This is a genomic window from Acinetobacter sp. YH12027 (genome assembly GCF_013420085.1).
Lineage (GTDB): Bacteria > Pseudomonadota > Gammaproteobacteria > Pseudomonadales > Moraxellaceae > Acinetobacter > Acinetobacter amyesii.
This window is the reverse complement of sequence record NZ_VOYW01000012.1, coordinates 78,344-99,568: the sequence shown is the minus strand read 5'-3', so window position 1 is coordinate 99,568 and position 21,225 is coordinate 78,344. Positions and strand designations below refer to the sequence as shown.

Genomic DNA, 21,225 nt, shown 5'->3' with positions numbered 1-21,225 from the left:
ATATAGAGGTGTGCCATGGCACAAACAGCAAAATCTAAATTCACACTGATTGGTGTAATCGTGGCCATCTTGGTGATTGGCTTAGTTATTTGGAATCAACAAAAGAAAAGCCATCAAAGTGAATTGGTGATTGGGATTAGCCCATCTTTTGCTAAACCCTTACAAGTCGCTGCAGATGAAGCCAAGCAGCAAGGGCTGAACGTGAAATTGGTGGAATTTTCGGACTGGAATACCCCGAATATCACCCTAAACCACGGCGATATTGATGCGAACTTTTTCCAACATCAGCCGTTTCTAGACAATGCAAAAAAAGAAACGGATTTTAAAATCAAAGCCTTTGATGTCGGTGCTGCTACCCATGTCGGACTGTATTCAAAAAAGTATAAAAACTTTGCTGATTTACCCCATAAAGCCAAAGTGGTGATTCCGAATGATCCGGTCAATCAGGGCCGTGCCTTACAACTGTTACAGCAAGCCAAGCTCATTGAGCTGAAACAGCCAGATAACTTTTTATCGACTTTAAATGACATTGCTGCGAATCCTAAACAGCTTCAATTTATTGAGGTTGAAGGCCCTCAAACGGCACGTGCAATTGATGATGTCGATCTGGCTTTTGGCTATCCACATTATTTACGTCTAGCAAAAACTGCCGATCCTGAAAATGCCTTACTGTTTGACTCCAATACTGACAAGCGTTTTGCCATCTTATTTGCCGTACGTGATGACTATGTAGATCATGATGATAAACTGCGTAAATTTGTCGATATTTATCAAAACTCACCTAAAGTTAAACAAGCATTGGACGCAGATTTTGGTGCAAAACTGTGGTTCCCCGGTTGGAAATAAGGAGTCGCTCATGGTGAGTTTCGGTTCATCGGTTGAATTTGCCGTCCCCCATATCCAAATCAAAAATTTAAATAAATTTTATGATGTGCAAGGACAGCAGGTTCATGCCTTAAAAGATATCAATCTGAATATTCCACAAGGCAAAATATTCGGCATTATTGGGAAAAGCGGCGCGGGTAAATCTTCGCTGATTCGAACGCTGAATGGCTTAGAACAAATCAGTAATGGCAGTATTCACATCCATCAACAGGAATTATCAAGCTTAACTCACGCAGGGTTGATTGCACTGCGTCAGCGTATTGGGATGATTTTTCAGCATTTTAATTTGATGTCTGCCAAAACCGTGTATGACAATATCGCGCTGCCCCTTAAAATCGCCAATTTCAGTCAAGCCGATATCGCTCAGCGAGTGAATGAAGTGCTGAAGTTGGTAGGTCTTGAAAATAAAGCAGCGCACTACCCTTCTCAACTTTCGGGCGGGCAAAAACAACGTGTTGGGATTGCACGAGCGTTAGTTCATCATCCAGAAATTTTACTCTGTGATGAAGCGACTTCTGCACTCGATCCTGAAAGTACTTCTGTTGTGCTGTCTTTGCTTAAAGAAATTAATCAAAAGCTCGGTATCACCATTGTTTTGATTACCCATGAAATGCAGGTCATTCGAGAGATTTGCGATCAGGTTGTAGTGATCGATCAAGGTGAAATTGTAGAAGCAGGACAGGTCTGGAAAGTGTTTTCTACGCCTCAGCAGCAGATCACACAAGAGTTGCTCAACCTTGAACAGCTTGATTTACCAAGCGATATTCAGCCACAACCGTCTGATCCAAATGATCAAATCATTTTAAAATTACGTTATGAATCGACACTACAACAGTCGCCAGACTTAAAGTTTATTTTTGAGCAATTTCAGGCGCCAGTACATCTGTATCAAAGTCATATCGATAGTATTCAAGGGCATTTAATCGGTTCGTTGATTGTTGCAGTGGACAGCAGCCATTTAGAGATCAACGCCGTATCTGAACAACTTAAACACCATATCGCACAGATTGAGGTACTCGGCTATGCACGACCAACTCATTGATTTACTGATTAGTGGAACCATTGACACCTTACTGATGGTCGGCGTTTCAGCCTTTGTGGCCTTTCTGATCGGCCTGCCTTTAGCGGTCGTATTGGTGTGTAGTGCTGAACACGGGATTTATCCTTCAAAAAGCCTAAACCACACACTAGGTTGGTTGGTCAATATTACCCGTTCGGTGCCTTTTCTGATTTTAATGGTGGCGCTCATTCCGCTCACGCGCTTTATCGTGGGCACCAGTTATGGCGTTTGGGCCGCTGTCGTACCATTAACCCTTGCGGCCACGCCTTTTTTTGCACGCATTGCAGAAGTAAGCTTACGTGAAGTCGATCAAGGTCTGATTGAGGCCGCTCAAGCCATCGGCTGTAATCGCAAACAAATCATTTGGCATGTGCTGCTCCCTGAAGCGCTTCCCGGTATCGTCGCGGGCTTTACAGTGACCTTGGTGACCATGATTAATTCTTCTGCTATTGCAGGGGCGATCGGTGCAGGTGGTTTGGGGGATATTGCTTACCGTTACGGTTATCAACGCTTTGATATGCAAATCATGCTAGCAGTGATTGTGGTGTTGGTCGCGATCGTGATGCTGGTTCAAGCTTGCGGAGATCACATTTCCAACCAGCTCGATAAACGCAAAATTTAAAGCGACCCTCTCGATTATTTTTCGTATTTCTTAGAAAAAAACCGTGTCGCTACACATAAAAAAATACCCTAATCTGGATTAGGGTATTTTTTCGATCAGTTGCAAAATTGATTCTGCTTAAACAGAATCTTTAGACCGAATTAATAGGTCACACGGACATAATCACGATATTCAGGTTTCCAGAAATTCGCTTCAATCGCATGTTCTAGTACTTCAACGCTGACATTTGGCGCAACACCATCAGCAATCGCAGCCAACGCGACTTTCAATGCAATTTTCTTCGAAATATCCTGTAAATAATCCAAACTTGGCAATAAATCCGCATTTGGATCTGCCAATTTTGGTGAACAGTCTGCCAACGCCGTACTAGATGCCATCAGCATATTTTCCGTCACACGTTTCGCCCCAGATGCAATCACACCGAGACCAATCCCCGGGAAAATATAGGAATTATTACACTGTGAAATCTGATGAATCTTGCCATGATAATTCACTGGTGCAAATGGACTGCCAGTCGCAATCAGGGCCTTACCTTTGGTCCACTCGATAATATCTGCAGGCACCGCTTCGACACGCGATGTCGGATTAGACAATGGCAACACAATAGGCTGTTCACAATTCGCAGCCATCGTTTCAATGACCTCTTGGCTAAACAGTCCCGGTTGTCCCGAAACCCCAATCAATACAGTCGGTTTGGCATGTGTGACCACATCCAACAGTGAAATCATAGATTCGGCATCAGCCCAATGTGCAACATTGTCTGTAGATTGGGCAAGTTTGCGTTGGAAATCTAAAAGATTCGGCTGATTTTCAGTAATTAAACCAAAGCGATCGACCATAAACACCCGCGCACGCGCTTGAGCATCGGTTAAACCTTCCGCCACCATTTGCTTGATGATCTGCTCTGCAATCCCGCAACCTGCTGAACCTGCACCTAAGAATGTGACGATTTGATCTTTGAGCTGCTTGCCTGCTGCACGTGATGCCGCAATTAAACTTCCGACAGACACCGCTGCTGTTCCTTGAATATCATCATTAAAGCAGCAAATTTTATCGCGATATTTTTCCAATAAAGGCATCGCATTTTTTTGTGCAAAGTCTTCAAATTGAATCAGCGCTTTAGGCCAACGTTGTTGTATGGCTTTAATCACGTCATCGACAAATTGATAATATTCTTCACCGCTGATACGAGGCTGACTCCAACCCATATAAATCGGGTCATTCAACAGCTGTTGGTTATTGGTTCCGACATCTAAAGTAATCGGCAATGTATAAGCTGGACTGATGCCACCACACGCGGTGTACAGCGACAACTTACCAATCGGAATCCCCATCCCCCCAATCCCTTGGTCACCAAGACCAAGAATACGTTCACCGTCCGTAATAACGATCACTTTCACGTTCTTTTTATTCACGTTATGAATAATTTGGTCGATATGATCACGATCAGGATATGAAATAAAAATCCCACGATGACGACGGTAAATATCTGAAAAGCGCTGACAAGCTTCACCCACTGTTGGTGTATAGATGATCGGCATCATCTCACTAAGGTGGTTTTCAATTAAGTGATAGAACAATGTTTCATTGGTGTCTTGAATATTGCGCAGGTAAATATGCTTATTGATATCACTATTAAATGCACAATATTGCTGATAAGAACGCTGACTTTGCTCTTCAATGCTTTCTGTGACGTGTGGAATTAAACCGTGCAAATTAAAGCTCTTACGTTCATCTTCATTAAACGCAGAGCCTTTATTTAAAAGTGGGAGTTCTAAAAGTGTATTTCCGGCATAAGGAATATATAAAGGACGTTTCGTTTTCAAATTTTCACTAGGCATTATTTAACTCGTTTAATTAATCTTTTGTTTCGCACTGCAAAAAGCGAAATGTACAAAAGTGACTATCTCGTTATTTGTTATAGCCTATCCTGATTCGAGCGCTTTGGGGCATTTAGTAAATTGATAGTAGTTTTAGTTAGATTTTATAATCTGATAACTCGATCATGTATTTAGTCATTGCAACGCCTATTTTGGCTGAAATGTATACGACTTTTAGCGAATCTTAGAAAATAGCAAAAATAATTAATGATTAAATTTCAATCAATTAAATAAATTCAAAACAAAGCCTTAATTTTGGTAGGTCTTTGGTAGGTGTGAATTTAAAACATCCCTCGCAATACTCAGTTTAGGTGAGTATCACCCATAACAAATGACAATGAATGGTAGAAGGAATCGCACCATGGCTTTTAAAAATATTGCAGATCAAACAAACGGTTTTTACATCCCTTGTGTTTCACTTTTTGGCCCCGGCTGTGCTAAAGAAATTGGTGCAAAGGCACAAAATCTTGGCGCAAAGAAAGCGCTTATCGTGACCGATGCCGGTCTATACAAATTTGGTGTAGCAGATACGATTGCCGCATATTTAACTGAAGCTGGCGTAGAAAGTCACATCTTTCCGGGCGCAGAACCCAACCCAACTGACACCAACGTGCATAGCGGTGTAGATGCCTACAATGACAATGGCTGTGACTTTATTGTCTCTCTCGGCGGCGGCTCTTCTCATGACTGTGCCAAAGGCATTGGCTTAGTCACTGCAGGTGGTGGTCATATTCGTGACTATGAAGGCATCGATAAAAGCACAGTTCCAATGACTCCACTCATTGCGATTAATACCACCGCAGGTACGGCATCAGAAATGACCCGTTTCTGTATCATTACCAATACTGACACCCACGTTAAAATGGCGATTGTCGATTGGCGTTGTACCCCTCTTATCGCCATTGATGACCCGAAACTAATGATTGCAAAACCTGCGGCGCTCACTGCAGCAACCGGTATGGATGCATTAACACATGCGGTCGAAGCTTATGTTTCTACAGCAGCCAATCCTATTACCGATGCTTGTGCTGAAAAAGCCATTTCAATGATCAGTGAATGGCTCAGCCCTGCCGTCGCCAATGGCGAAAACCTAGAAGCACGTGATGCGATGAGCTATGCACAGTACTTAGCAGGGATGGCATTTAACAATGCATCTTTAGGTTATGTCCACGCGATGGCGCACCAACTCGGCGGCTTCTACAACTTGCCACATGGCGTATGTAATGCCGTACTGTTACCACACGTTTGCGAATTTAACCTGATTGCCTGCCCTGACCGCTATGCACGTATCGCGCAGCTCATGGGTGTGCCAACCGACGGTTTAACGGTGACTGAAGCAGCTTATGCAGCGATCGCAGCAATCCGTGAACTGTCTGCTTCGATTGGCATTCCATCGAGCCTTTCTGAACTCGGTGTGAAAGAACAAGACCTCAGCATCATGTCTGAAAATGCACAAAAAGATGCCTGTATGCTCACCAACCCACGTAAAGCGACTCATGCTCAAGTGGTTGATATTTTCAAGGCAGCGCTTAAAGCCAATACCTCTGTGGTCGACTTCAAAGCGGCCGTTTAAGTTAAGCCCTTAAAGGTCTTCATGTTTAAGTGACCTAAGTGCCTACATTACCCTTTGAGTTTAGTGATGTAGGTCAACTGAATCCATTTCACCTTTTATTTCAGGAAAGCGACCATAGATTGGTTGCTTTCATACTGAGGTCACTCTTTTTTAGTCCGTAAAAAAGCATCGATTATTCATTTGACAAAAGCTCATGGCTCATCAAGGATAAAGTATAATGTCCAATAATATTGATGAGTATAATAATGAGCCATTCACATATTCAGTATCAGCCTGACATTTTGGGCGCAGGCTATGAACAAGCCACGCTGACCTTCCCGGATGATTATGAAGGCCCAGTGGTTGCCACACTGGTTCGCAAAAAAGCCACAGCTCCCACCTCCAAAGCGGTGCTCTATATCCATGGATTTATCGATTATTTTTTCCAAACTGAAATGGCCGAACGCTTTAATCAGCACGGTTTCGACTTTTATGCCTTAGATTTAAGAAAATATGGTCGCTCAATCCGCCCGCATCAAAAATACTATAATGTGCATGCACTGTCTGAATACGATGCCGAAATAGATCAAGCCCTAACGATCATTGCAGATGAAGGTCATGATGCCTTACTGCTTTGTGGTCATTCAACCGGTGGATTAACCACCACTTTGTATGCGGCACATCATCAAAATCATCCTTTAATTCAAGCCCTTTGGGTTAACAGCCCATTTTATGATTTCAACATGAATCCAGTGAAACGCGCACTGGGTATTCCACAGCTGAGTAAATTGGCAAAAACCTTTCCCAATTTAAAATTTCCGAGTGAACTGAATAAATGGTACACCGCCAGCTTACACCATGAACTCAAGGGTGAATGGGACTTCAATTTAGACTGGAAAAAGACCCGCTATCCAATGGTGTATTTAAGTTTCGTGCGGACAATTTATGAGGCTCAAAAAGAGATTCATCGAGGTATCAGCCTAGATGTACCGGTCTTGGTCATGCACTCGCATCAAACTAAAAATCCCAAAAAATGGGGTAAAGCAGCGCAGACCAGTGATGTGATTTTAGGTGTAAAAGACATCCAAAAATATGCCAAGAAAATTCAGGGCGATGTCACCATTCAAAGCATACACAATGGCTTGCATGATTTAGTGCTTTCGGAAAAAACCGCGCGTGAACAAGTCTATACCCAGCTCTTTGAATGGCTGGCCAATAAAGGCCTTTAATAGCCTGTATGATGTTGCGACTTACTGTTTTAATTTCAACAAGGTCTGATGTACGGGATGCGATCTCGGCATCAGCTCAATCAGGCGTTCAACCGCATCGATAGCTTCAGGGAAACGCGCGACATGTTTGAGTAGAACATCCGTTTCCTTGGCATTAAAAATCGCTTGGCTCAATCGTGACTCAAGACAATCACGCCATGCCCCTAAAAAAGGACTTTCGGTTTTAGCCAAGAAAACCCCTGAACATAGTTTCAACGCCGAATCGAGATAACCAGCATCTAAGGCTTGCTCGGCTTGCAAAAAATCGGCTTCGACTTGTGCCAATAGACGGTAAGGACGTGAGCCTAACATGCCGCCCAAAATATCGCGTAGCTGAGACATTTCTGCTTTTAAAGTCCCGACGCTCACCTTACGTTCACCATATAAGGCTTGATGCAAAGTATCTAAGGTCATGCCTTGCGGACATAGCGCCAAGATGGTCAAAATTTCTATTTGCCGCGGGGTCAGCACCATCACTTTGCCATTAAATAACACTTGCGGCACAGCAAAGGCCCGAATATACAAATGCTGTTTTTGAAAATCGAGCAAAGCCGATTGAATAATCGAAGCGCAGCGTTCAGCCGCAAGTAGCCCTAAACTATTGTGGTTTTTCCACACGGTGGATAAATCAACCACGCCCAAAATTTGCTGCGTATGTGGATCGATAATCGGTGCTGCATAGCAGACCCATTCATGTACTGATGGCATGTAATGTTCATTTGAAAACACACAACTCGACTGTTGGGTTTTTAAAGACAAAGCTAATGCATTGGTGCCGACCAATTCTTCGCGCCATTGCCCACCTGCAATAAAATGTACACTTTCCGCAGCACTTTGCATTTGCCGACTCGACGCACTCCAAATAATCGTGCTACCTACATCACCCACGGCAAGTACCATCGATGACTGTTCGGCAATGTGTTTTAAATCTTCGGCACAATGTTGCAACGCGTGATGCAATGCCGACTGCTGTTGACTCTGAGGACTTAAATTCACCAAAGGCGCAGCACTCCGGTTTTCCGGAATTTCCGCCTGCGCCGATCGCTGCCAAGAACTCACAATGCTCTCATTCAATTGCGAGCTTTGCTGCTTTGACAGACTCATGCCCTGCCTTAACCGTTCGACATTCTGTCGTTTTTCAGATAAATCCTTCGGTATCATCATTCATTATTCTCACAACAATTCATGACTAAAAATCCGTTTCCCGGCTTTTGTTTTTAAGACTGAAAAAAAATATTGTAAACCTTCTTGTCTCCAACCTTTTTCCAACCTTATACAGGCTATGCTAATCAAATAATGTACAAAAGTACCTTATACCAAAGCTGTAGATTGCCACAGATGGGCAGCCCAACAAGATCATAATAAACAAGCAAAGGAAAATTCATATGCGTTATGTCGATCCTAATCAACCCGGTTCAAAAGTTCAGTTTAAAGCTCAGTATGAAAACCTGATTGGTGGCCAATGGGTCGCGCCAGTGAAAGGTGAATACTTTGAAAATATCTCCCCTGTAGACGGTAAAGTTTTTACCAAAGTGCCACGTTCTTCTGCTGAAGATATCGAATTGGCTTTGGATGCAGCGCATAAAGCCAAAGCCCAATGGAACGCCTCTTCCCCAACAACACGCTCAAATATTTTATTAAAAATTGCCGATCGACTTGAAGAAAACCTAGAGCTCCTTGCAGTTGCAGAAACATGGGACAACGGTAAACCGATTCGTGAAACCTTAGCCGCTGATATTCCACTTTGTATCGATCACTTCCGTTATTTTGCCGGCTGTATCCGTGCCCAAGAAGGCGGCATTTCTGAAATTGATGAAAATACTATTGCTTACCATTTCCATGAACCACTTGGTGTGGTCGGTCAAATTATTCCGTGGAATTTCCCAATCTTGATGGCGGCTTGGAAACTTGCTCCAGCATTGGCTGCGGGTAACTGCATCGTGTTGAAACCTGCGGAGCAAACGCCTGTCAGCATCTTGGTCTTGGCTGAACTCATTCAAGATCTACTCCCACCGGGCGTGCTGAATATTGTGAATGGTTATGGTGTTGAAGTCGGTCGTCCATTGGCGACCAATCCACGCATCTCAAAAATCGCCTTCACCGGTTCAACCGCTGTGGGTCAAATGATCATGCAATATGCGACTGAAAATATCATTCCTGTGACTTTAGAACTTGGTGGAAAATCACCAAATATCTTCTTTGAAGACATCATGGACAAAGATGATGAGTTCTTAGATAAAACACTCGAAGGTTTTGCCATGTTTGCGCTGAACCAAGGTGAAATTTGTACATGTCCTTCACGTGCTTTGGTACAAGAAAGCATTGCAGATCGATTCTTGGAAATGGCTGTCGAGCGTGTCAAACGTATTAAGACCGGTCATCCTTTAGATACCGACACCATGATTGGCGCACAAGCATCTCAAGAGCAGCAAGATAAAATCTTGGGCTGTATCGCTACAGGTAAAAATGAAGGTGCACAGCTGATTACTGGTGGTGATCCACGCAATGAAGTCGGTACAGGTTTCTATATTGAGCCAACGATTTTTAAAGGCACCAATGACATGAAGATTTTCCAAGAAGAAATCTTCGGCCCTGTGCTTTCAGTAGCAACCTTTAAAGACTTTGACGATGCGATTAAAATTGCCAATGACACCATTTATGGTCTAGGTGCAGGTGTTTGGTCACGTTCAGCGCATACTTCATATCGTGCGGGTCGTGCTATTCAGGCAGGTCGTGTATGGACCAACTGTTATCATATCTACCCTGCACACGCAGCATTCGGTGGCTACAAAAAATCAGGGATCGGCCGGGAAAACCACAAAATGATGCTTGATCATTATCAACAAACCAAAAACTTGTTGGTGAGCTATGACACCAAACCAATGGGCTTCTTCTAAGTCTTAGTATCAAAAAACAAAAAGCGAACTTCGGTTCGCTTTTTTATTAGTGCTGCTTTTAAATTGAATGAACGGTCTACCGCGCTGGGTCATTCATTTTGCAGACAAGGCATACTCAACAAAATGTAAATGATCAACACCCCAATATAACTCATCATCGACAAACCAACTTGGCGCCCCAAACACACCTCGTGCAATGGCTTCTTCGGTAATAACTTTAAGCTCAGACTTTACTTTTTCATCTTCAAGCCATGATTTAACTTGCTCTACATCCAATCCAAGCTCTTGCATCAATTGAATTAATTTATTGAGATCATTTAAATTGCGTGGCTGACCAAACATCGCGTTAAAAATACCCGTCAGTACATTGAGAAATACTTCAGGCTGAAATAATTGGACTGCGGTAATCAAACGCATCAACTGCAAAGTATTGATTGGAAAATACGGATTCATTTGCACGGGAATCTGCCATAGATCTGACCAGCGCTTAAGATCCCGCATGGAATAGCGTGCCTTGGCAGGCACAGCCATCGGACTACTGTTGCCAGTAGCTTTAAACACTCCACCAAGAAGCATCGGCTTCCAGATCAGCTCGGCTTGATACTGCTGTGCAATCTGTTGAATGCGATGAAAACCGATATAACTATATGGGCTGCCGACATCAAAATAAAATTCAATGACTTTCATGTTTTTCGTCCTTTTTTTGCTTATTTTCCTAACTGATGTTACGCACGTAAAAGTAACATCGTATTTTTTAAATGATTTTTAAGCCGATTTGACGGAGTCTTACATCCAGGGTTTAAATAAAGGGATTAGCCTTCGGCTGGAGGTACTTTTGTTTCGGCAAAAGTACCCAAAACCATTGTCATCCGCAAAACTCGTTCACTAGCGTCTAATTATTCAAAGTATCGCAAAAACATTTTTGAATAGATGTAGTCCTGTCTCAAACACTTGCGGATGACCTTACCGCGTATCGTTCTTTCATTTGAATCAAATTACGCTTACCAGCGTTCCATCCACGGTCGCAGATCTAATTCATGCGTCCATGCATCTCGTGGTTGCTGTGAGAGATGCCAATAATTTTCTGCAATATGTACTGGATTTAAAATACCATCTTGCTCTTTTTTTGCGTACAAATCGGCAAAAGTATCTTTGATAAAATCGGTATCAATTGCACCATCAACCACCACATGCGCAACATGAATATTACGTGGACCTAGTTCACGTGCCATGCTTTGTGCCAAGGCACGAAGCGCATGTTTTGCTCCAGCAAAAGCGGCAAAGCCAGCCGCACCGCGCACACCTGCTGTTGCGCCAGTAAAAATAATCGTGCCAGATTCACGGCTCACCATGCGCTTCGCCACTTCCCGACCCGTTAAAAATGCCGAGAAACATGCCATTTCCCAAATCTTGAAATATTTACGTGCGGTTTCTTCCAAAATACTACATGGCACATTGGCACCAATATTAAAGACCATGACCTCAATCGGGCCAATGTTTGATTCAATGTGCTCGATGAGTTCAATCACTTGCTCTTCTTTTCGAGCATCCGAACCAAAGCCAAAAGCAGTCCCTCCCTGCGCTTGAATTTCAACAATTAAGGGCTGTAATTTGTCGACATTACGCCGCGTCATACACGCAGTATAGCCACCACGAGCAAAGCGTTTGGCAATTTCACCGCCGGTGGCATCTCCTGCACCAATGATCAATGCCACACCTTTGACAGGCTTAGATATATGATTATTTTCCATGACGATCTCCTCGTGCTGGATAGTTTTTATATTCCATGTGCGATCAATTTTATTGAATAACGATCGTTACTATAACGAATACTATGTTATGATTAATTTATCGTCAATCATAATTTTTTAGGGTCATGCACATGCGCTATAAACCCGAATACAAACAACAAAAACGACAAGAATTGCTCAACATTACGGGGCAAATTGCGAAAAAAAATGGCTTTGCTGCAACAGGTGTTGACGGCTTAATGAAAGCTGCAGGTGTCACTAGTGGCGCATTCTATTCACATTTTTCGTCAAAACAGGATTTACTCAAAGCATTGGTTGAATATGAATTGCAGCAAAGCTTTAACATGTGGCAAAGCAACCCGCATCACAATGCAGCCGACTGGATTAATTTTGAGTTAGACCGTTACTTAACCCCTTCCCACCTTGAACATCCTGAACAAGGCTGTGTTTTGCCGACACTTGCGACCGAAGTAGCTCGTGCAGATGACACGATTAAACAGGCCTATGAAAAGGAATTACTGCGCGGTCATGCTTTATTTAGCGCACATTTGGCGAGTGAAGAAAAAGCTTGGGCCATGATGTCCCAATTGGTCGGTGCGGTTTTAATTGCACGGGCAATGCATGATCCCGAATTACAAAAAAGCATTTTGCAGGCCAATAAAATGATCATTCAAGATTATTTAGCTGCTCACTCAGCTGCATAAGTGACAATTATTTTATGTGATCCTTCATGTAGTTATGCGATTAAACGCTTCCGACAAACTGTCAGCTTCCTTTGGCTTAATTATTCAATATCCGTATAAGGTTGCCAATTTTTATGCTTTTCAATCGCTTAAAGATTGGGCATAAATGGCACAATTCAAATAAAGTCCTCTTTTCAAGGTTCTGACGACTGTGTATAACAATGAGCCATTAAAGGAAAATGATAAGCATAGGCAAAGAACGCAAAAAAACGTTAGACTATGCAACAATCAATGCAAGTAAATGTCATTCGAGACAAACAAAAAGGTGAAGATTGATGCCGCTTAATACTGTTGAAGAGCTCGTAGCTGATATTCGTGCAGGTAAAATGGTCATCCTGATGGATGATGAAGATCGTGAAAATGAAGGCGACCTTGTTATCGCTGCGACCCACGTACGCCCTGAAGATATCAACTTCATGATTACGCATGCGCGTGGTCTTGTATGCTTAACCTTAAGTAAAGAGCGTTGCCAGCAGTTAAATTTACCTTTAATGGTCGATGCAAACGGTGCACAGCACGGTACAAACTTCACATTGTCGATTGAAGCAGCAAATGGCATTTCAACAGGTATTTCTCCTGCTGAACGTGCGCACACCATTCAAACAGCGGTGGCTGCACATGCTAAACCGGCTGATATCGTACAGCCAGGCCATATTTTCCCGCTGATGGCGCAGCCTGGTGGTGTCCTTCACCGTGCAGGTCATACAGAAGCCGGTTGTGATTTATCGCGTTTAGCAGGTCTTGAACCAGCTTCGGTGATTTGTGAAATCATCAATGAAGACGGCACCATGGCACGTCGCCCTGATCTTGAAGTCTTTGCTGAAAAGCATGGCTTAAAAATGGGCACGATTGCGGACTTAATTCACTACCGCATGACCAATGAGCAAACCGTTGAGCGCATTGATCAACAAACTTTAGATACTGAATATGGTACTTTTGAATTGTTCCGTTACCGTGAAATTGGTAACCCAGACATTCATTTGGCACTGGTTAAAGGCGAACCAAAACAAGGCATAACCACAGTCCGTGTACATGGTTTCAGCCCGGTTCGTGACTTATTAAAACTCAATAAACAAGATGGTGCTCCGGCGTGGAATCTCGATAAAGCACTGAAAGAAATCGCATCCAGCGATCGTGGTGTTTTAGTATGGATTGGTCAGCGTCATTTACAGGACTTAGGCCCTGCTTTAGAAAATTTAACTGCACCGAAAAATGTTAAATCCAATGCGGCACTGTCTCAGCAGTATCAAACCATTGGTGTGGGTGCACAAATTTTACGTGATTTAGGCGTGGAAAAAATGAAGCTACTCAGCTCTCCACTACGCTTTAATGCACTATCAGGTTTTAACTTAGAAGTGGTGGAATACATCACCGCAAATCAAACATCAGAGAAATAATCGAGGTTGCTATGGCTGTTCGCCGTATTGAAGGTATGTTACATCTCGCGAACGAAGACCGTTATGCGATTTTAGTTGGTCGTTTTAATAGCTTTGTTGTTGAACATTTGCTAGAAGGTGCCGTTGATACATTGAAACGTCATGGCGTATCAGAGGATAATATCACTGTTGTTCATGCACCGGGTGCTTGGGAACTTCCTGTGGTTGCGAAGAAACTTGCAGCTTCAGATCGTTTCGATGCCATCATCGCGCTTGGCGCAGTGATTCGTGGTAGCACGCCTCACTTCGATTTTGTTGCTGGCGAATGTGCCAAAGGTTTAGGCGTTGTTGGTCTAGACACTGGCTTACCAGTAATTAATGGTGTATTGACTACGGATAGTATTGAACAAGCGATTGAACGCTCAGGTACAAAAGCAGGCAATAAAGGTAGTGAAGCTGCCTTGACTGCTATTGAAATGGTTAACTTGTTAAAGGCTATTTAACGCTATGTCGCAAACACTTCAAGCAACTTATGCAGCAAAACGTAAAGCACGTCGCTTTGCTGTACAAGGAATTTATGAATGGCAAATGAGCCGCAATCCTGTGCATGAGATTGAAGCACGTACGCGTGTGGAAAATGCCATGCACAAGGTAGATCTCGGCTATTACCACGAGTTATTGACCGAGGTTGTTGCCAATCATGAAGCATTGGATGCGCTTTTAATCCCTGTACTCGATCGCGAAATTGAAGCCTTAGATGGCGTTGAACTTGCAACCCTTCGTTTAGGCGCGTATGAACTCAAAGAACATCTTGAGATTCCTTACCGTGTCGTACTCGATGAAGCGATCGAGTTAGCTAAACATTTTGGCGGTGCAGACAGCCATAAGTACATCAATGGTGTATTGGATCGTTTAGCGACTACATTGCGTGCAGCAGAAAAGCAACAAGCTAATTAATTTATTAAGTAGTACGTTGTATGGCTGAGTTCTCGATCATTGATACCTATTTTAATCGTCACAGCAGTAGTGCTGTCGATTTAGGAGTTGGTGATGACTCAGCCTTGCTCACCCCTCCTCCACAGCAACAATTGGTCATCTGTACCGATACTCTCGTTGCTGGACGTCATTTTCCCCTCGACACAAACTCACATGCCATCGGCTGGAAATCTGTTGCCGTCAATCTCTCTGACATTGCTGCAATGGGTGCCAAACCACACAGTATTTTATTGGCATTGAGCCTACCCCAAATTGATCATGACTGGCTCAAAGGCTTTAGTCAGGGTTTATATGATTGTTGCGATCAATTTGGTGTGAGTTTAATTGGTGGTGATACCACTCAAAGTCCACATTTAACGATTTCAGTTACAGCCCTCGGCTGGGTAGAATCAGGACAAGCTGTCCCACGTTCAGGTGCCAAAATTGGTGATTATATCTGCGTCAGCGGACAAGTCGGTGATGCCGCATTTGGCTTAAACCATTTAGGTCATCGCTTACAGCACCGTTTAGATTATCCCACACCACGTTGCTTACTAGGCCAACAGCTCAAAGGCTTAGCCAACAGTATGATTGATGTCTCTGATGGGCTCGCACAAGATTTAGGACATATCCTCGCCGCTTCAAACGTCGGTGCAGAAATTGAATTAGATCAACTTCCTATCGATCACGATGTAAAACAATTACAACAAGAAAAGCAGTGGCAATACGCCCTCGCGGGTGGAGATGACTACGAGTTATGCTTTACAATAAGTCCGCAGAATTATAAAAAACTTCTGCAACTAGAATTAGATGTAAACATTAGTAAAATCGGTCAAATCACCCCTAATTTGGGAATCCGTTATAACAACCACGGTGTTGACCAAGTCATAAAATTTAAGGGATACCAGCATTTTGCATAAGCCAGCCATTAACTTTAAATCCATGTCTTGGTTTAACCGAGTCATCGCCTTTTGTGGCGTGGGATTTGGTTCGGGTCTTGCACCCAAAGCACCGGGCACCTTTGGCTCTGCTTTTGCTTTGTTGTTTATTCCAGGTTGGCTTGCAATCGGCTTTTTCAACTCCATTATAGTCATGATCATCATGTCGATTATTGGTATCTATATTTGTGGTCAAACCGCCAAAGTCATGGGTGTTCATGACGATGGTCGCATCGTATGGGATGAATTTGCCGGTCAGTCCATTACCTTCCTCCCAATTTTATATCTTGGGCAAATGAGCTGGACTTGGGCATTGATTGGTTTTGCGTTATTCCGTTTACTTGATGTCTGGAAACCGTGGCCTATTCGTGTCATTGACCGTCAAGTCGGTGGTGGCTTTGGCATCATGTTCGACGACATCATTGCAGGTCTTTGGGCCGCGCTTTGCATCTGTATTTATTTTTATATTTTGTCTATGTAATAGAAACACCTAGGATTAAACATGTCTACTAGCGTTATTATTCTTGCTGCAGGTAAAGGGACACGTATGCGTTCTCGTTTACCCAAAGTATTACAACCACTCGCAGGACAACCCCTACTTGGCCATGTCATCAACACTGCGAAAAAATTAAATGCAGAAGAAATAATTACCATCTATGGGCATGGCGGTGAATTGGTTCAAAACGCGTTTGCACATGAAAATGTCAAATGGGTTGAACAAGCAGAACAATTGGGTACAGGCCATGCAGTCAAAGTGACTCTGCCTGTTCTCGCAAAAACCGGGATTTCTTTGATTCTCTCAGGTGATGTGCCTTGTATCACTGAAGCAACATTACAAAAACTATTAGATGCATCTACTCAAACAGGTATTGGCTTAGTAACTTTAACGGTTAATGATGCGACAGGTTATGGTCGTATTGTACGTGAAAATGGCAAAATTCAAGCCATTATTGAACACAAAGATGCCTCTGAAGAACAACGTAAAATCAAAGAATTTAATACCGGTATTTATGCCGTAAGTAATGCTAAATTGCACGAATGGTTGCCAAAATTAAGCAATAATAATGCGCAAGGTGAATATTACCTGACCGATATCGTTGCCATGGCGATTGCTGACGGTCTTGAAGTTGCATCTGTTGAACCAGAACGCGCTTTCGAAGTGGAAGGTGTCAATGACCGCGTACAATTGGCAGCCCTTGAACGTGAATTTCAAAGTTTCCAAGCAAAACAACTGATGCAACAAGGCGTTCACCTGATTGATCCTGCTCGTTTTGATTTACGTGGCACACTGACTGTCGGTCAAGATGTCCGTATCGATATCAACGTAATTATTGAAGGTGATGTTGAACTCGGTGATAACGTTGAAATTGGTGCAGGTTGTGTGATTAAAAACACCAAGATTGCAGCAGGCACTAAAGTTCAACCATATAGCGTTTTTGACAGCGCCATTGTTGGTGAAGAAGCTCAAATCGGTCCATTTGCACGTTTACGCCCAGGCGCAAACTTGGCCAATGAAGTACATATTGGAAACTTTGTTGAAGTCAAAAATTCAAGCATTGGCGTCGGCTCTAAAGCCAACCATTTTACCTATTTAGGCGATGCCGAAGTCGGTGCAGGTTCAAACATTGGTGCAGGCACCATTACCTGCAACTATGATGGCGCAAACAAATTTAAAACCATTATCGGTGACTCAGCCTTCATCGGCTCAAATAGCTCATTAGTCGCTCCTGTCACCATTGGTCATGGTGCAACAGTGGGTGCTGGCTCAACCATTACACGTGACGTGGCAGACAATAGCCTTGCGGTAGAACGTTCGAAGCAATTTGCCAAAGAAAACTATCAACGTCCCCAAAAATTGAAGAAATAAGAGGATTAAATTATGTGCGGTATTGTCGGTGGCGTTGCAGAACGTAGTATTACCAATATTTTAATTGAAGGCTTAAAGCGTCTTGAATATCGTGGCTATGACTCTGCGGGTTTAGCGCTGATTAATAAAGGCCATGTTCTACGTGAACGTCGCGTAGGTAAAGTTGCAAATCTTGAACAAGCCGTTGAAGAAGCAGATATCGCAGGTTCAGTCGGTATTGCTCATACGCGCTGGGCAACCCATGGTAAACCGACTGAAAATAATGCCCATCCGCATATTTCAGGCAATGTTGCTGTAGTTCATAACGGCATTATTGAAAACTATCAAGAGCTTAAAGATGATCTTGAAGCACTTGGTTATGTCTTTACCTCACAAACAGATACAGAAGTTGTCGCGCATTTAGTCAATGATGCTTTAAAAAGCACTCCGAGTCTTTTAGAAGCAGTTAAAAGTGTCGTGCCTCAACTCAAAGGTGCTTATGCACTAGGTATCGTACATACCGACCATCCTGATGAATTAATCACGGTGCGTGAAGGTTCACCTCTTGTGATTGGTGTCGGTATTGGCGAGAACTTTATTAGCTCGGATCAATTGGCACTTTTACCGATTACCAACCGTTTTATCTACCTTGAAGAAGGTGATATTGCACGTTTGACACGTAATACCATTGAAGTATTCGTCGATGGTAAATTAGTGAATCGACCAATCAAAGAGCTTGATGCGACTGTAAGCAATGCTTCAAAAGGTGAATATAAACACTATATGCTCAAAGAAATTTATGAGCAGCCTGAAGCGATTAAGCAAACGATTTCACAAGCATTAAATGGTAATGCGCTTCGTGATGATTTCCTTGCCAATGCAGCTCAAGATTTCAGCCAAATTCAACAAGTGCAAATCATCGCATGTGGTACCAGCTACCATGCCGGCATGATTGCCAAATATTGGTTTGAACAACTGATTGACGTACCTTGCCAAGTCGAAATTGCCAGTGAATTCCGTTATCGCTCGCCTGTGATTGTGAATAACACACTGTATGTTTGTATTTCTCAATCAGGTGAAACAGCCGATACTTTAGCTGCACTGCGTGATACGCAAAAGCGTGCAGCAGCGAAAAGCTTGAATATCACCACCATGACCATTTGCAACGTGGCAACCTCGTCGATGGTACGTGAAACCAACTATAGTTTGTTGACACTTGCAGGCCCTGAAATTGGTGTTGCTTCGACCAAAGCATTTACCACACAGCTTGCGGCATTGATGCTATTGGTATTGAAAATTGGTCAAATTAAGCAAAGCATTTCAACTGACCGTGTCTCTGAAATTATTGCAGCGCTTTGGCATACACCAAAAGTGATTTTAGATACTTTACAAAATAATGCTGAGATTCTACGTCTATCAGAATTATTTGTTGAAAAAAATCACTGCCTATTCTTGGGTCGTGGAACTGAGTTCCCTATCGCCCTTGAAGGTGCTTTGAAACTTAAAGAGATTTCATATATCCACGCAGAAGGTTATGCGGCTGGTGAATTAAAACATGGTCCATTGGCACTGGTTGATAATGATATGCCTGTGGTGATTCTTGCGCCACAAGATGACATGTTGGATAAACTCAAATCGAATATGGAAGAAGTGCAAGCGCGTGGTGGTGAATTGTTTGTTTTTGCAGATGAAAACAGCGGCATCAAAGCGAAAGATCGTCAACACGTGGTTTATGTGCCAAGTGTGAATGAAATCTTGTCACCAATCGTATACAGCGTACCCGTGCAATTACTCTCATACCATGTTGCAGTGCTGCGTGGAACAGATGTCGATCAGCCACGTAATTTGGCGAAGTCAGTGACGGTGGAATAATAATTTTTGATCAAGGGCTGGAATTGTGTTCGTATAATTAAGTTTGTACCAAATAATTAAGTTTAGATTTAATTATTTAAGTTTGGATATTAATGAAGTAAACGAATAACCCCCCACCCTGTAGAACCAGTGATTCTTCACCAAGTCTACAGGGTTTTTAATATAATTAAATTCAAATTAGAGTCAAACCAGAAATATAAAATTATTACTAATATATTCAATTAGATAAATATATAAAAATCTCACCCTAGATTCAAAAAGCATTCCTTTTTGACCTCACCTTGAAAAAATTTCATTTTTATTTAAAGTATGCTTCGCCTTTCTGCGCAAGAATTCGCATTTTAAATGCGGAAGAATATTATGCAAACTTAATTTCATCTAGAATTAAAGATAGTAAATATTAATACAAACTTAATTTTAAAAATAAAAAACAATGAATAAGATATATCAACAACTTAAGATAAAAAAATAAAACAAACTTAATTAAATTACCATAATTAGACGCAGTATTTGGTCATAAAGCAAAATAAGGGATAAGGAACTATGTGCAAACTCTGAATAAGTCTATTAGCTATTCCTGTTACTAGCAGCCCACCTTATTTAAAATGAGGTATTTCATTCACTGGATATATTAATGTTAATGGATTTGATGTTAATGAGATAAAGCCAAACCGCTGATAAAACTCCATAGCTTTTTGATCCTTAGCATGTATTACAACAAAATTTACGCCAATAATTTGAGCAACTTTTGAAACTTGTTTAAGAGCATGTGCTAAAAGTACTTTTCCAACTCCTTGCCCCTGTGCTGCTTGATCAACGGCAAAGCGACCCACAACCACACAAGGTAAGGGATAACGAGGTAATCGTTTAGTGAGAACAGCATCAACCCCATCAAATCCTATAGAGGTACTTGATAGACAATAAAATCCCCTCACCTGTGCATCATCAATAGCAACATAGGTTTTACTTGTTCCTGATTTCTGATGTTGGGATGCGTATTGTTTTATGAACTTATTTAAATCATCTTGCCCACAATTAAATGATTTTTTCTGATGATGGGCTTGTAAAACCTCAATTTTCATCCAATAAACTCATTAAATTTTTCATCTCATCATTTGCAGGGCGTGGATTTTCAAGCAAATTCATTAACATATCACGATCAGCATTATTTACTTTTAACTCGTGATTAGATTTAAGTAATTCTTTTGCTCGTTCAAATGAGGATTGGATCATAAAGGAACTCACACTAAGACCCAATAAATTCGCAGCTTGCTCAATTACATTCTTTGCATCTACGGTTGAACGAACATTGATTCGTTCTGTTGCTAAGTTAGCCATATTTTCCACCAATTTGTACATCATAATGATGTACAAATTATAGCAGATTAAGGTAGTACTTTAAGATCCAAATTTACATATTTTGTTCTAAAATATTTGGAATAGAAAATAAGCATTTTACTATGAACCAAAATGAATGGTCGGGTTTGAGTCTGAATATGCAATTGGTTTACATAAGAATATGCAACGATGTTTACTAAGATGTAATTTGAATACTTTTGC

At 42.1% G+C, this 21,225-nt stretch carries 20 protein-coding genes; 14 read left to right on the top strand and 6 right to left on the bottom strand.

The annotated features are described in order from the left end of the window. Positions 1–15: 15 nt before the first annotated feature. Genes FTT94_RS05915 through FTT94_RS05905 form a run of 3 tightly spaced genes read left to right on the top strand, consistent with a single transcriptional unit; the run spans position 16 to position 2,567 of the window. Entirely contained in the window at positions 16–846 is an 831-nt protein-coding gene (locus FTT94_RS05915; protein ID WP_078194065.1) for a MetQ/NlpA family ABC transporter substrate-binding protein, read from the top strand. A gap of 10 nt (positions 847–856) precedes the next feature. Beyond that, positions 857–1,927: a methionine ABC transporter ATP-binding protein gene (locus FTT94_RS05910; RefSeq protein ID WP_180170405.1), complete on the top strand. Its 1,071-nt coding sequence runs from the start codon at positions 857–859 to the stop codon at positions 1,925–1,927. After that, complete coding sequence (locus FTT94_RS05905; protein ID WP_078191524.1) at positions 1,908–2,567, top strand: methionine ABC transporter permease; 660 nt, start codon at positions 1,908–1,910, stop codon at positions 2,565–2,567. Before FTT94_RS05910 ends, FTT94_RS05905 begins: the two co-directional genes overlap by 20 nt. Before the next feature lie 140 nt (positions 2,568–2,707). On the opposite strand, the gene FTT94_RS05900 is transcribed toward FTT94_RS05905, so the two are convergent. Further along, positions 2,708–4,408, bottom strand: coding sequence for an NAD-dependent malic enzyme (locus tag FTT94_RS05900; protein ID WP_180170404.1), 1,701 nt, complete (start codon positions 4,406–4,408; stop codon positions 2,708–2,710). A 400-nt stretch (positions 4,409–4,808) separates the two neighbouring features. Here FTT94_RS05900 and FTT94_RS05895 point away from each other — a divergent pair, with 400 nt between their 5' ends. Together FTT94_RS05895 and FTT94_RS05890 are read left to right on the top strand one after the other, a co-directional pair. Continuing rightward, entirely contained in the window at positions 4,809–6,020 is a 1,212-nt protein-coding gene (locus FTT94_RS05895) for an iron-containing alcohol dehydrogenase (RefSeq protein WP_180107673.1), read from the top strand. Positions 6,021–6,265: 245 nt separating this feature from the next. After that, on the top strand, positions 6,266–7,228 hold the full coding sequence (locus tag FTT94_RS05890) for an alpha/beta hydrolase (protein ID WP_180010824.1): 963 nt from the start codon (positions 6,266–6,268) through the stop codon (positions 7,226–7,228). A 21-nt stretch (positions 7,229–7,249) separates the two neighbouring features. Here FTT94_RS05890 and FTT94_RS05885 read toward each other — a convergent pair whose 3' ends face one another. Next, positions 7,250–8,431, bottom strand: coding sequence for a transcriptional regulator (locus FTT94_RS05885; RefSeq protein ID WP_168378852.1), 1,182 nt, complete (start codon positions 8,429–8,431; stop codon positions 7,250–7,252). Positions 8,432–8,652: 221 nt separating this feature from the next. Here FTT94_RS05885 and FTT94_RS05880 point away from each other — a divergent pair, with 221 nt between their 5' ends. Further along, positions 8,653–10,164 carry an aldehyde dehydrogenase family protein gene (locus FTT94_RS05880; RefSeq protein ID WP_078194071.1) on the top strand — a complete coding sequence of 504 codons (1,512 nt, stop codon included), beginning with the start codon at positions 8,653–8,655 and terminating at the stop codon, positions 10,162–10,164. Between the two features lie 93 nt (positions 10,165–10,257). Here FTT94_RS05880 and FTT94_RS05875 read toward each other — a convergent pair whose 3' ends face one another. Both FTT94_RS05875 and FTT94_RS05870 read right to left on the bottom strand, forming a co-directional pair. After that, entirely contained in the window at positions 10,258–10,851 is a 594-nt protein-coding gene (locus FTT94_RS05875; RefSeq protein WP_180170403.1) for a 2-hydroxychromene-2-carboxylate isomerase, read from the bottom strand. A gap of 314 nt (positions 10,852–11,165) precedes the next feature. Beyond that, positions 11,166–11,915, bottom strand: coding sequence for an SDR family oxidoreductase (locus tag FTT94_RS05870; RefSeq protein ID WP_180170402.1), 750 nt, complete (start codon positions 11,913–11,915; stop codon positions 11,166–11,168). 131 nt (positions 11,916–12,046) lie between these two features. Between FTT94_RS05870 and FTT94_RS05865 the strand changes: the two genes are divergently transcribed. The 8 genes from FTT94_RS05865 to glmS all read left to right on the top strand — a co-directional run bounded on the left by FTT94_RS05865 (position 12,047) and on the right by glmS (position 19,665). Further along, on the top strand, positions 12,047–12,619 hold the full coding sequence (locus FTT94_RS05865) for a TetR/AcrR family transcriptional regulator (protein WP_180022200.1): 573 nt from the start codon (positions 12,047–12,049) through the stop codon (positions 12,617–12,619). 314 nt (positions 12,620–12,933) lie between these two features. Then, positions 12,934–14,055, top strand: a complete 1,122-nt coding sequence (ribBA, locus tag FTT94_RS05860; protein ID WP_180026167.1) for a bifunctional 3,4-dihydroxy-2-butanone-4-phosphate synthase/GTP cyclohydrolase II — start codon at positions 12,934–12,936, stop codon at positions 14,053–14,055. 11 nt (positions 14,056–14,066) lie between these two features. Further along, complete coding sequence (gene ribE, locus FTT94_RS05855) at positions 14,067–14,537, top strand: 6,7-dimethyl-8-ribityllumazine synthase (RefSeq protein WP_067765591.1); 471 nt, start codon at positions 14,067–14,069, stop codon at positions 14,535–14,537. Positions 14,538–14,541: 4 nt separating this feature from the next. Beyond that, positions 14,542–14,991, top strand: a complete 450-nt coding sequence (gene nusB, locus FTT94_RS05850; RefSeq protein WP_180161485.1) for a transcription antitermination factor NusB — start codon at positions 14,542–14,544, stop codon at positions 14,989–14,991. Between the two features lie 20 nt (positions 14,992–15,011). Next, positions 15,012–15,929 (top strand): thiamine-phosphate kinase, encoded by a 918-nt coding sequence (gene thiL / locus FTT94_RS05845; protein WP_180170401.1) that lies wholly within the window; start codon positions 15,012–15,014, stop codon positions 15,927–15,929. A gap of 22 nt (positions 15,930–15,951) precedes the next feature. Next, positions 15,952–16,428: a phosphatidylglycerophosphatase A gene (locus FTT94_RS05840; RefSeq protein ID WP_180170415.1), complete on the top strand. Its 477-nt coding sequence runs from the start codon at positions 15,952–15,954 to the stop codon at positions 16,426–16,428. A 21-nt stretch (positions 16,429–16,449) separates the two neighbouring features. Continuing rightward, positions 16,450–17,814 (top strand): bifunctional UDP-N-acetylglucosamine diphosphorylase/glucosamine-1-phosphate N-acetyltransferase GlmU, encoded by a 1,365-nt coding sequence (gene glmU, locus FTT94_RS05835; protein WP_180170400.1) that lies wholly within the window; start codon positions 16,450–16,452, stop codon positions 17,812–17,814. A gap of 12 nt (positions 17,815–17,826) precedes the next feature. After that, on the top strand, positions 17,827–19,665 hold the full coding sequence (glmS, locus tag FTT94_RS05830; protein ID WP_180170399.1) for a glutamine--fructose-6-phosphate transaminase (isomerizing): 1,839 nt from the start codon (positions 17,827–17,829) through the stop codon (positions 19,663–19,665). Positions 19,666–20,261: 596 nt separating this feature from the next. Here glmS and FTT94_RS05825 read toward each other — a convergent pair. Together FTT94_RS05825 and FTT94_RS05820 are read right to left on the bottom strand one after the other, a co-directional pair. After that, positions 20,262–20,747, bottom strand: a complete 486-nt coding sequence (locus tag FTT94_RS05825; RefSeq protein WP_180003567.1) for a GNAT family N-acetyltransferase — start codon at positions 20,745–20,747, stop codon at positions 20,262–20,264. Next, positions 20,737–21,003, bottom strand: a complete 267-nt coding sequence (locus tag FTT94_RS05820) for a DUF1778 domain-containing protein (RefSeq protein WP_039890759.1) — start codon at positions 21,001–21,003, stop codon at positions 20,737–20,739. Before FTT94_RS05820 ends, FTT94_RS05825 begins: the two co-directional genes overlap by 11 nt. Between the last annotated feature and the right edge of the window lie 222 nt (positions 21,004–21,225).